The organism is Tolypothrix campylonemoides VB511288_2, assembly GCF_045999855.1.
GTDB classification, from domain to species: domain Bacteria; phylum Cyanobacteriota; class Cyanobacteriia; order Cyanobacteriales; family Nostocaceae; genus Scytonema; species Scytonema bouteillei_A.
On the sequence record NZ_JBFPMW010000001.1, the window covers coordinates 561520 to 573979 of the forward strand.

A 12460-nucleotide genomic window follows, 5' to 3' on the forward strand; every position below is an offset into this window, starting at 1 on the left:
GAGTTAAAAAAAAATAAATGGTACTGTATCAAGACTTACTACGTAAAATTGTATTTTCAGTAAGCAAATAGAAAAAATTATTGCTTGTGATACTGATTTATAATAAATATTTGGAGCAGTAATGTATAAAACTAGACGCAATCGAGGAGCTATACTGACTTCTACAGGAATTAAACGGTTACAATCAGCAATTCTTTCTTTGGAGATAGTAGAAAATAAAGGCGAACACTTGAGTTTAGAAGAAATAAGCTCGCGCATTAATATTTCTACTAGAACTTTGAGTAAATTATGGTCTTTAAATGGATGTGTAGATCAAAAAACTATAAAACTCTGTTTTAGCGCTTTTAATCTAGAACTACATAGCGAAGACTACACCATAGTTAACAAAGCAAATGAGACTGAAACATCTGACTTATTATCTACTGCAAATATAGAAGAAAATTTATCTCAACGTTCTGAATTAACCTCATTTGTCGAAGAACATCACACACAAACCGAACAGATAGAAAATCTTTGGTCATACCCGGATGGCCCCGTACCTTTAGATTCTCACTTTTATATTGAACGTCCTCCACTAGAGAGAAAGGTTTATCGAGAAGTAACTACTAGTGGCTGCGTGATTCGGATTAGATCTCCCAAACAAATGGGTAAAAGTTCTCTTGTATTGCGGCTTTGTGCTTTTGCACAGAAACTTGGGTATCAGACTGTGAATCTGAATTGCTACCAATTTGATAGTGAGAGTCTAACTGATTTAAATAAATTGTTGCGTCGTCTTTGCTGGAAAATTGCAACTCAGTTAGGTATTGACCCCAACCTCAAGGAAAAGTGGAATGAAGAAATTGGCTACAACTTGAGTAGCGGCTTCTATTTAGAAAACTATTTGCTTGAGCAATGTCAAAGCCCAGTGGTTTTAGTGTTGAATGAAATTGACCGTTTTTTTGAATATCCTCACATTTGTCAAGAGTTTTTTGCTTTATTGAGGTCATGGTGTGAGGAAGCACGACACAATCCTAAGTGGCAAAAGCTGAGATTAGTAATGGTTTACTCAACTGAAGACTATATCTCTATGGATATTAACCTCTCTCCTTTTAATATTGGCCTACCTATTCGTCTGAACGATTTTACTCAACCACAAGTAGAAGATTTAGCGAGACGGTATGGTTTAGACTCATTTAAAGCTAAAGATTTTGCCAAACTGATGTCGTTAGTAGGAGGACATCCCGCACTAATTCAGATTAGTTTGTACTATCTTAGGTCTCAAGAAATGACTCTGCAAGAAATAATAGAGGATGCGATCGCCAATGGTGGAATCTACCGCTATCATTTATGGCGACACTGGATCAAGCTGCAAGAAAATCCTAGATTAGCAAAGACCTATGCTGAAATTCTGGCAGCAAAACAAGGTATTTCTCTTAATCCTATTGACACTTACAAGCTTGAAGGTTTGGGATTAATTTGCTTTGAAGGCGATCGCATCTTACCGCGTTGCGAAATCTACCGCACTTATTTTGCAAAACAGCTATCCCTGTCGGGGGGAGAAGAAAGTTTGAAAGCTTTACAGGGTAAAGATTTGCTCCATTTATGGTAAAAAAGATAGGTTGGGTGTCAACAAGACCTATCTAATGAAAATATGCAATTATTACCTGAATTCTACCAAACGCACCTAAAAACGCAACTGACAGTGGTACTGTATTTGAATTCAAAGAGAAGCAGACATTTGGGAAAGATTAAGAAATTTAGGCTTAATTCCTGGAGGGTCATCCAGTCTGCTTTTTAGCCCCTCTTGTCCCCCCCAGCAGCTATCCACAATTGTTTGATAGAGCAACTATAAGGTAATCGTATGCGTTCAGGGGGGTGATTGGTTGAATGACAGATAGCCCCCTAAAAGTGAGCGAGAATTTGGCAGGTTCTTATCGCCAATCAAGTACTCCCGAGTAAAGGTAAGGAAGTTTGTTGGAGTTGACTTGAGACAAGCGATGCTGCAAAGCAGCCGCGACGCGAACGCGCTTTGCGGGCTAGTGAGTGAGTACTTGGGCTCTGGTATGGGGGCAAGGAGGTTTTTTGGAGTGGACTAACTCAGCGTTGTGCGCTCGGCAATGCCGGACTGTATCGCGGAAGCGCTCTTAAGCAGTTTTGAACAAGTCTTCTTTAAGTCTTCTTTATGAGAATCCGTAGTAATCTCAGGGAGCAAAGAAGGAGATGGTTGACCAGCACGTGCAGCAACAATCGCTTTTGTCATAAATTCTTAATTTTAAGATTAATCAGTCGAAATAGAAGCGCTGACTTCTCATACATTATCTTTAACCTTATTTTCAACAATAGCCTTAAATTACTCTGATTCTACACAAGTTAATTATTTTGAATATTTATTGAATAGATGTTTGATATCAAATATCAAGCTTTAAATAGAAGATATTTTCAATTTAAAATATTTTTTTGCTAACTTTCTTAAATACCTTAACTTTCCTTGCATTTTCGCTTTGATGCTGAGATTATTTAAATGCGTAAATAGCAATAGCAGTACATCAGCAATTATAGAAAGAATTTAATGGGTAAACATTACTTATAAACCCAGGCAATAATTCTTTCATTTATAAATTGCATCTGCTAAATAATAAATTCTCAAAAAACAAAGAGGTAATGTATGAGTAATGTTCCAGAAGTACTACCTGCTTCAGAATTTCTGAAAAAGAACTTAGGTATTTCTGCAATTCCCACTGAAGCATACCTGAACTATGGATATGCTCTACTTGCTATTGCAGGTGCTGATGGAGAGGTTTCAGAAGCCGAATTTAACTGGTTAGTAAATCATCAACGCTTGGCTGGCGCTCCTGAAGAAGTAATAGTGAAATACAAAGCATTCGACTACAAAAATTCTAATTTAGAAATTTTGCTGGGTAAGATTACAGTTGATGTTCCTACTTGGTCTAAATCAAGGTCATTATTGTATCATGCAATTCAAATGGCTCGTGTTGACCATTACGCAACTGAAGAGCGACAAGCTGTAAAAAAAGCAGCTAAACTGTTAAAGGTTGAAGATGATATTGCACTTTCTCTTGAGAGATTGATAGAGACAGAAGAAGCAGTAACAGCATTACGCAAAGCACTACTACAAACTGATGTTTTAGCTTAAATCCGCTGCCGAGAGCCGATTATTCCCTTCAAGAGATTGGGAGGCTCGGTTCTCTTGGCAATGGGCGATCGCATCCCAAAATCACCAACGTTTTCGTTACCTCTGAGGGTCACAACTGAAGCCTTGCTTTCGCACAAGTTACTTCGGGAAACAATAACACTCGTTGTTACGACAGCGATTACTGTAAAAATTACAGGTTCCAACTTTCTTAAAAACCTTATTTAACCTGAGTTCGATGAACCTCTCGCCAAAGAGTCTTCGACACCCTAATTTTTTGTCAAATGAAACCGGAATTCAATTTTTTTCAGCATTGGTATCCCCTATCACCAATCGAAGACTTAGAACCCAAAAAACCAACACCAGTAACACTTTTGGGGCTGCGTTTAGTGATCTGGAAACCCAAATCATCCCAAACTTTTCAAGTATTTTTAGATCAATGTCCCCACCGCCTTGCACCCTTAAGTGAGGGACGCATTGATGAGAAAACGGGGAATTTAATGTGTAGTTATCATGGTTGGCAATTTGACAAGCAAGGAATTTGCACTCATATTCCCCAAGCAGAAAATCCAGAACTTGTGAGCAAGAATAAAGAAATTCTGTGTGCTGTAGCACTACCAGTCCGTCAGCAACAGGATTTACTCTGGGTTTGGCCAGATGTAAAATCAACTCAACAAGCTACTAATACACCCTTACCTTTGTCACCCAAAATAGATGCTAGCATTGGCTTTGTTTGGACTTCTTTTGTACGGGATTTAGAGTATGACTGGCAAACTCTTATAGAAAATGTGGCAGATCCGAGTCATGTTCCATTTTCTCATCATGGCGTGCAAGGCGATCGCGCAAAAGCCAGACCAATTGAGTTTAAAATTGAGCAATCAACAGCCAATTTGATTGAAGTGACAACATTTGGACGTGTTCAAAGAAAAATCACTTTTGAACCACCTTGTCGCTTAGAGTATACTTTCAGTTTTAGTGATAGTAGCAAACAGTTTGGATTTGTTAGCTACTGTATACCTGTATCTCCAGGTAAGTCTAGAATTATTATTTTATTTGCCCGTAACTTCGCCACAAAACTCTTTCGTCTCCAACCCCGGTGGTGGGAACATATTAACGATCGCAATTTGGTAATTGATGGAGATATGGTTCTTCTTATGCAGCAAGAGCATTTTCTTCAGCAAAGACAAACTACCCAAAGTTGGAAAACCGCCTATCAGTTACCGACAAGTGCAGACCGTTTAATTATTGAGTTTAGAAGTTGGTTCGATCGCTACTGTCACGGACAACTACCTTGGAGTGAAGTTGGAATCGAAGTTCCACTCACAAGGAATATCAATAACGATCGCCAACACATCCTCGATCGCTACAAGCAACACACCCAACATTGTCATAGCTGTCGGAAAGCACTTTTAGTTGTAGAATGCTTACAAGCAGTGCTTTTAATCTACTTTATTGTTACTGTTTGCGCTGTTGCTCTCTTTCCTGATGAATTGCGACTGACTCTGGGTTTACCCTTAATTGCGATCTCACTACTCAGTCTAGGAGCTTACGCTTGGCTAAGATTCTGGCTTCATCCAAGATTTTACTTTGTAGACTACATACATGCACGCAGATAGAAGCAACTTCAAGTACTTTTGCCCTAGTTCTCTGCTCAAATTTAATAAATCAACTAACTGATATCTACAAAATGAATAATATACTAATTATCCTGGGGGAAGTCATATTTTTAATAATCATTTTTCTGCTGTTGAACTGGCTAATTGGCATAATCTTCAAACAACTCATTAAAGTTTCTTGGCTTCAAGGAAGAACTGCAAATATCACCTTCCTGCGCCGGAGTATTAGCAAAGTTTTAATTCTGACTGGTATGGTGTTATGTCTAGCGATAGTTGGTATCAATGGAACGGTAATTTATCGAGGTGGAAACGTTCAAGAATTCCAACTTAACCTTATTCGTAGTCTTCCGACTCAATTTTGGCGCAATCTCTTCACAGCAAGTTGGAAAACTATGAGCCTCCTAATATTAGTTAAATTTAGCATTTCACCATTAAGTCGGGGTATAGACTGGATTTGCGAATACACTAAAAAAGCCGATCGAATTAAGGCTAATGATGAGAGCGTCGAAGCTTTTTTTAGAGTCTTAAAAAGAATTATTATTTATAGTATATGGATAGCTTCTGCTATTTTATGTGCGAATTTTCTTTACCTACCGACAGCTATCACCAAATATCTTTACATTGCTTTAAAAATATACATTATTATTTCAATTGGGTTACTGATTGTTAAAGCTGTTGCTACTATCGTTGATACGCTCGATGCCCTAAGTCTGAAATACTCTAGTTCTAACAATTTACTGCGTCTATATGAGCGGTTACGTCATTTAATCCCTCTCTTCAAAAAATGCTTGGAATACGTTCTCTATGTCGGTATAGTAAATCTTGTTGTACCTGAAATAGAGCCTATAGCTTGGATCGGCTCTTATACCCCTACAATTGTGCAAATTATTGGTGTTTTCTTTATTAGCAGTGTTTCGATTGAAGTCGCTTACTTTATACTTGATGAGTTCTATTTAAAAACTACAGATGTCAATGATTTACAGCGACAAAAAAGGCTGACACTAATTCCTTTAATACGGAGTTTTGCTAAATATTTCGTTTACTTTACTGCCGGAGTAACTATACTTAAATTGATTGGCATCGATCCTGCACCAATTTTAGCGAGTGCTGGAATTGTGGGTATAGCAGTCGGTCTTGGGGCGCAAAACCTAATTAATGATGTTGTTTGTGGATTTTTGATTTTGTTTGAAAACTATTACTTGGTGGGTGATTATGTTGAAGTTGGGAAAGTAGAAGAAAGAAATATTGAAGGGATTGTAGAAGCGATTGAACTGCGAACCACTCACGTTCGCCATCCCGACGGTCAATTGCAAATTGTTCGTAATGGAGATATCGGCTCGATTATCAACTACTCCAAACAGTATATATGCAAGGGTAGAAATTAGTGTTTCTTATGACTCTAATTTAGATCGTGTGTATAGAGTAGTTGAGAAGGTAGGACAGCAGTTAAAAACAGATGAACAGGATGTTCTAGAACCTACGCGAGTATCTGGAATCGAAAATTTTGGTGAGAATAATCTATTGCTGCTGACATTGACAAAAGTCAAGCCTGGAAAACACCCTCATATTCAGCGTGTTCTCCGCAAGATCTTAAGGGATACTTTTAGCCAAGAAGAAATTGAAATTTGCGGTTTTTCTTAGAATTAAAAATTTAAGGTGTATTTCATAAATCGTCTCTAAATTGTGTCGAGCTAAATCTGTGTTTTAAAATTTACAATATTTACTTTCAATAATTTATCTGCAAATTACGTAATCATTATGTTAATGTCTTTACTTATAAGAATCATACTTAAATATGAGATATCAAGTAGGGGGTAGTCTCCGCAGTGACGATCCCACATACGTTACCCGTCAGGCAGATGAACAACTCTATGCCTGCTTGAAAGCAGGCCATTTTTGTTATGTCTTCAACTCTCGTCAGATGGGCAAGTCATCGTTACTACAGCGTACAAGCTATCGGCTTAAGGAAGAAGGGCATAGCTGTGTTTACTTAGATATGACTCGCTTGGGTATTGAAGATACTGCACCAGATCAATGGTACAAGGGCCTTATTATCAGCTTATTCTATAGCTTAAAATTAGGGTCGCAAATCGACTTTCAACATTGGTGGGAAATGCAAGCAGGTATTTCCCCCGTGCAAAAACTACAGCTATTTGTTGAAGATATCTTATTACCAAATCTTAAAAGCGATTCTTTCCTAGACGGCAAAGCCAAACGCATTTTCATCTTTATTGATGAAATTGATAGTTTGCTGAGTTTAAATTTTCCAATTAATGATTTTTTTGGTTGGATTCGTCAGTGCTATAATCTACGACCACATAACTCAAAGTTTGAACGTTTGGGATTTGCACTATTTGGTGTAGCAAGTCCCTCTGACTTGATTGCAGATAAACGTCGCACGCCCTTTAATCTTGGTAAAGCAATTGAATTACAAGGCTTTGATCTGCATGAAGCCACGCCGTTGCTTCCAGGATTAGCAGAAGTAATTAGTCAACCACAAGCAATACTACAAGAGATTATTCATTGGACAGGGGGACAACCGTTTCTCACACAAAAACTCTGTGAGTTAATTACCGATGTTGCTTTTGAAACTGCCACAGGAATGATTACCCTACCTCCAGGTACAGAAGTATTGTGGGTAGAGGAATTAGTAAAAACGCGTATTATTCAAAATTGGCAGTCACAAGACGAACCCGAACATTTGCGTACTATTCGCGATCGCCTTTTATTTGACGAACAACAAGCAGGGCGGTTGTTGGGTATTTATCAACAGGTGTTGCAAGCACAAGAAGCTCTTGAGCAGGGGAACCCAGGAGCAGGGGAATCCAGGAGTACGGGAGAAGAGTTTTCCCCTCTACTTGTTGTTTCTCTTGTTCCATCTGATGACAGTCGAGAACAGACACAACTGTTGTTGTCTGGTTTAGTAGAAAAATACAATGGTTATCTCAAAATTAAAAATCCCATTTATCGGAATGTTTTTAATGCCCAATGGGTATTAAGACAATTAGATAACCTCCGTCCCTACTCACAAACATTCAACGCTTGGGTAGCATCGGGTTACAAAGATGAATCGCGTCTGTTGCGAGGACAAGCTTTAAAAGACACTCAAAATTGGTCGCAGGGCAAAAGTCTGAGCGATTTAGATTATCAATTTTTAGCCGCGAGTGCGGAATGCGATCGCCGTGAAGTGCAAATGGCATTGGAGGCTTCCCGGGCTCTAGAGATAGAAGCAAGATTAGCACAAGAGAGGAAAACGGCTCTAGAGGTAGAAGCACGACTAGCACAAGAGAAAAAAACAGCTTTATTGCAGAAATATCTACTAATTGTAGTAACTATTGGGTTGCTAGTTTCTAGTAGTTTGGGAATAGGAAGTTTTATTTTGTATCGCCAGACTCGCACAAGTGAAACTCAAGCTAAAAACAGTGAAATTCAGGCGCTTGTATCTTCTTCTGTTGGATTGTTTGCCTCGAATCGTAGATTGGATGCGCTTGTAGAAGCAATCAAAGCCAAAAAAAGACTACAAAAATTAGGTAAATCAAATACAAATCTTGCACCTCAAGTGGAAAATGCACTGCAACAAGCAGTTTATGGAGCAGATGAGTACAACCGTTTTTCGGGTCATACAGCAGCTGTTCTAGCTGTAGATGTCAGTCCTGACAGTTCTCTAATTGCCTCAGCAAGTCTAGATCAAACAATCAAGCTTTGGCGACGTGATGGTACACTAGTTGCAACTCTCAAAGGTCATACCGCAACAGTTAGGGCAGTCGATTTTAGCCCTGACGGTCAGATACTTGCCTCAGCCAGTGAAGATGGCACTATTAAACTTTGGCAGCTAGATGGCAAGCTGCTAAGAACTCTCAAAGGTCACACAGCTTCACTCTGGGGAGTCGCGTTTAGTCCCGATGGTCAGTTTCTTGCCTCTAGTAGTTTCGACAGAACGGTGAAAATTTGGCAGCGAGACGGTAAGTTGCTAAGGACGTTTCAAGGTTACAAACAGGGGTTTTGGAGAGTCGCTTTTAGTCCTAGTGGTAATATCGTTGCTGCCGCAAGTGTAGACAAAACAGTAAAACTTTGGCAGCGAGACGGTGCAGGTTGGCAAAACGCCAAATCTTTACAAACTCTCATTGGTCACACTAGTTGGGTTGTAGGAGTCGCTTTCAGCCCTGACGGTCAGACGATTGCTTCAGCAAGTGAAGACAAAACAGTAAAACTTTGGCAGCGAGACAGCAGTGATGGAAGCTACCGCCAGTATAAAACTCTTAAAGGTCACATTGCTGGCATTTGGGGAGTAGCATGGAGTCCTGATAGTCAAACTATTGCTTCCGCCAGTTTCGACAAAACGGTTAAACTATGGAGCATTGATGGGACAGAACTAAGAACGCTTAGAGGGCATAGTGCATCCGTTTGGGGAGTCGCTTTTAGTCCCGATAGCAGCTTTATTGCTTCGGCGGGGGCAGAAAACGTTGTCAGACTCTGGCAGAGTGAGAACCCATTCCAAAAGTCTATCATTGCCCATCAGTCCGGGATTTGGTCAATAGCTATTACTTCCGACAGTTCAACAATCGCCACAGCTAGCCACGAAAACACCGCTAAACTTTGGAATCGCCAAGGCAAATTACTCAAAACTTTTACTGAATCTAAGACTGTAGTCTTCGATGTTTCATTTAGTCAAGATGGTAAGTTAATTGCTCTTGCCGCTTACGATGAAACAGTAAAACTCAAGAAGCCAGACGGGACTAGTGTTGCTACTTACAAGATTCCTTTCGGTAAGCTATTGGCAGGAGTATTGAGTCCTGACGGACAAGCGATCGCAATGGCAAATGTTGACAAAATCATTCATGTATGGGTTAGAGATCGCCCTGCGCCACAGATCCTTAAAGGACATCAGGCGGAAGTTTGGCAAGTCGTATTTAGTCCGGATAGTCGCTTCATTGGTTCAGCCAGTGGTGATAGTACTGCTAAACTATGGACGGTAGATGGTGAGCCAGCGCTGCGGGAGGGTTTCCCTCCGCAGGCGACTGGCGAACCCCGAAGGGGTAAGTTGTTTAGAACTTTTGTAGGACACTCAGCAACAGTATGGAGAGTTGCCTTTAGCCCAGACGGTAAAATGGTAGCGACTGGAAGTGGCGACAATACTGTTAAGCTATGGAATCTTGAAGGCAAGTTGCTGAGAACTTTCAAAGGCCACACTGCCGCGATTTGGGGAGTTGCGTTTAGTCCTGATGGGAAAATACTTGCTTCTGGTAGCGTAGATGCTACTGTCAAACTTTGGAAGCTTGATGGTACGGAAATAAAGACCCTTAGAGGACATACTGCAGCGATTAGACAAATCGCTATCAGTCCCGATGGAAGTGTTCTAGCTTCAGGGGGTGATGATAACACGCTCACTATTTGGAACTTGCAGCGAATTCTTTACTTAGATTCACTGAGTTATGGTTGCAAGTTAATACAGGACTATTTAAAAACTAACACAGCAGTTGAGAAAGGCTCAAGCTCACTCTGCAATGACTCTCAGAACTATTAAAAATTTTCTTAATAACCTGGTTGACATCCGCAGCCTGACAACTCACCGCTCAAGAAACCCCTGATTGTGTCGCTCCAACTCGAGCGACATCAAGTTTACTTGACGCTACTAAGTCTTATCGCTATGGAATTTGTGAAGAAATTCAATCAAACTTTCAATGCCTAGTTCAAATGCTTCCTCAACATTGCCACCCAAGCGGAATGCTCCAGCCAGTTCCATGTGGACAAATCCGTGTGTAAATGCAACGACAATTCGAGCAGCACTGAGCACCAATCGTTTATTTTTGCAAAGAGTAGGCGGTGGATATCGTTTTATGCATGACCTGTTACGCCAGCACTTTGCCAATTCATATGCTCAAATCCAAAAACGGTCTTAAGTCAACTACCCACACTGAACTTGCGTTATCTGTACCACAACGTACCATAAGCTGTCACCAAGGCTGCTGCTTCCATATCGTTGAAGCAAGTTCAGATATTAATGATTACCTTATTTATGCCGTGCTGTACTAAGTTACTGTATGTTTTGGGTGAGACACCCAAAGATTTAAAGGCACTAAGAAAAAAGTGGGTGGGTGAGGTCTGTGGAACTCACGTTGTGTTACTCTAACACCCCCCCATTCCTGACTGAGATGATGCTGTTCAAGAGTTTGAGCAGATTCTCCGACAACAAATTTGCCAAACAGTTCCTCAAGCCGTTGCATTTTGGTAAAAGGCGTTCATATCGGCAAACCAGGAAGCGCGAGATTCATCCCAGGCGTAGAACATATGGCCACCTTGAAAATTTTTGAGAGTCAGATTAGAGCGAATCTCTGGATCTAATTTCATCAAATCTGCTAAATGGTTGGAGGAGAAATAGGGGGTTACCAAATCAAAGAATCCATGGGTGATGTATACCTGCATGTAAGGGTTTAAAGCCATTCCCACTCGCAAATCATCTACCGATCCAAGGAAGCCCTGCTTAAACTCTCCTTGAATTTCAAATTTCCAAGCTTTAAATACTTCAAAGTTCAACAGATGGTAAGACAAATCGGTTTCAACACCAAGGGTATCTCGTAAGTGACTGTTAATAGCGCCGGTAAACAAGCGATCCAATCCACCAAGAGTGGGGTCGGTTCCCTCGTATGTTATGCGATCGGGAAAAGGATCGATCGCGGTTATTGAAGCATCATACAGTCCCACAATCCGTTGGCGATCGCGCAACAGTTCTCTGGCAAAGACTTCAATCCCGATTCTCGCTGCTTGTCTCTCAACAAGTGTCACGGGTAAACCGATCAACCCTGCTAGCTGCTGATACACCTTCTGGCGTTCCTCAGATGTCATAGTATTTCCCAATGCCAAAAATGGAATCAGAGTTGCGCGGGCAAATTGTTCCGCAGCTGCTACGTGAGCTTGTAAATTGCCTGGTTCTCCTGCCCATTGAGCGCGACCGTGATGGGCGGCGGCGGCGGCAAAGGAGGGAATCAGGGTTGCCCAAGATGTTAGGTTATAATCGCTACCTTCAAGCAAACTAAATTCCAAAGCTGGAGAAATCAAAATGGCACCGGAAAGACCAACACCGAATTCCTGCTGTAGCGTGCGGGCTAACCTTGCCACTCGAAAACCACCGTAACTTTCTCCTGCAATAAAGATGGGGGACAGCCACCGCTTCTTTTGCGAGAGAAATCGTTGGATAAATTCTCCGAGTGCTTTCAGGTCTCGCTCAACTGCCCAAAATTCCGTTTCCTTGGGTTTATTAGCCTCCTGAGGGTTGGCTTTCTCGCTGTCTTTACCCTGAGTATCTTTGTCTTGAGGTATGGTGCGGCTAAAGCCAGTACCTATAGGATCGACAAAAACCAAATCTGTAAAGCTCAGCCAACTTTCGGCATTATCTACCAAGCGAACGGGAGGTTTGGGCAAGCTGCCACGCTCTCCAAAAGAAATGCGCTTCGGACCCAATGCTCCCATATGCAGATAAGCAGAAGCCGCGCCCGGACCACCATTAAAGACGAAAGTGAGCGGTCTTTGCGATGTTTCTTCATCTGCAGCTAAATAAGCCACGTGAAACATTTCGGCAACAGGTTTTTCCTGCTCGAACAGAGTTTGCCACTCAGAAGCAGCCGTGTAGCGGATCTGGCGATCGCCAAGCAATAGTGTATGCTCGGTTGTACTGGACTTGCGACTTGTGGGAGAATTAGGAGTATCGGGCATATTT

General features: G+C 41.0%; 7 protein-coding genes and 1 pseudogene. 5 read left to right on the forward strand and 3 right to left on the reverse strand.

The annotated features are described in order from the left end of the window. Window positions 1-121 precede the first annotated feature (121 nt). From AB0756_RS02435 to AB0756_RS02455, 5 genes and pseudogenes are all read left to right on the forward strand, one after another. A complete protein-coding gene (locus AB0756_RS02435) occupies window positions 122-1588 on the forward strand; it encodes an AAA-like domain-containing protein (RefSeq protein ID WP_038082055.1) in 1467 nt (488 codons plus the stop codon). A 1056-nt stretch (window positions 1589-2644) separates the two neighbouring features. Next, window positions 2645-3133 (forward strand): tellurite resistance TerB family protein, encoded by a 489-nt coding sequence (locus AB0756_RS02440; RefSeq protein WP_038082061.1) that lies wholly within the window; start codon window positions 2645-2647, stop codon window positions 3131-3133. Window positions 3134-3414: 281 nt separating this feature from the next. Next, the gene (locus AB0756_RS02445) at window positions 3415-4746 is read left to right on the forward strand and encodes an aromatic ring-hydroxylating dioxygenase subunit alpha (protein WP_038082063.1); all 1332 of its coding nucleotides are present in this window, start codon (window positions 3415-3417) and stop codon (window positions 4744-4746) included. 71 nt (window positions 4747-4817) lie between these two features. Continuing rightward, window positions 4818-6387 (forward strand): annotated as a pseudogene (locus AB0756_RS02450) (mechanosensitive ion channel family protein). 154 nt (window positions 6388-6541) lie between these two features. Further along, window positions 6542-10270, forward strand: coding sequence for a WD40 domain-containing protein (locus tag AB0756_RS02455; protein ID WP_038082064.1), 3729 nt, complete (start codon window positions 6542-6544; stop codon window positions 10268-10270). Window positions 10271-10378: 108 nt separating this feature from the next. Here the strand turns inward: AB0756_RS02455 and AB0756_RS02460 are convergent, their stop codons facing one another. The 3 genes from AB0756_RS02460 to AB0756_RS02470 all read right to left on the reverse strand — a co-directional run bounded on the left by AB0756_RS02460 (window position 10379) and on the right by AB0756_RS02470 (window position 12456). Beyond that, the gene (locus AB0756_RS02460) at window positions 10379-10489 is read right to left on the reverse strand and encodes a hypothetical protein (protein ID WP_408019775.1); all 111 of its coding nucleotides are present in this window, start codon (window positions 10487-10489) and stop codon (window positions 10379-10381) included. Window positions 10490-10775: 286 nt separating this feature from the next. Next, window positions 10776-10970 (reverse strand): hypothetical protein, encoded by a 195-nt coding sequence (locus AB0756_RS02465; protein WP_050046476.1) that lies wholly within the window; start codon window positions 10968-10970, stop codon window positions 10776-10778. Further along, complete coding sequence (locus AB0756_RS02470; protein ID WP_038082066.1) at window positions 10957-12456, reverse strand: S10 family peptidase; 1500 nt, start codon at window positions 12454-12456, stop codon at window positions 10957-10959. The genes AB0756_RS02465 and AB0756_RS02470 overlap by 14 nt, the downstream gene beginning before the upstream one ends. Window positions 12457-12460: the final 4 nt, after the last annotated feature.

Excerpts from the sequence above, each read along its gene's own strand:
- AB0756_RS02435 (WP_038082055.1), top strand. The coding sequence starts at position 122 with ATGTATAAAACTAGACGCAATCGAGGAGCTATACTGACTTCTACAGGA.
- AB0756_RS02440 (WP_038082061.1), top strand. The coding sequence starts at position 2,645 with ATGAGTAATGTTCCAGAAGTACTACCTGCTTCAGAATTTCTGAAAAAG.
- AB0756_RS02445 (WP_038082063.1), top strand. The coding sequence starts at position 3,415 with ATGAAACCGGAATTCAATTTTTTTCAGCATTGGTATCCCCTATCACCA.
- AB0756_RS02455 (WP_038082064.1), top strand. The coding sequence starts at position 6,542 with ATGAGATATCAAGTAGGGGGTAGTCTCCGCAGTGACGATCCCACATAC.
- AB0756_RS02460 (WP_408019775.1), bottom strand. The coding sequence starts at position 10,489 with ATGGAACTGGCTGGAGCATTCCGCTTGGGTGGCAATGTTGAGGAAGCA.
- AB0756_RS02465 (WP_050046476.1), bottom strand. The coding sequence starts at position 10,970 with ATGCAACGGCTTGAGGAACTGTTTGGCAAATTTGTTGTCGGAGAATCT.
- AB0756_RS02470 (WP_038082066.1), bottom strand. The coding sequence starts at position 12,456 with ATGCCCGATACTCCTAATTCTCCCACAAGTCGCAAGTCCAGTACAACC.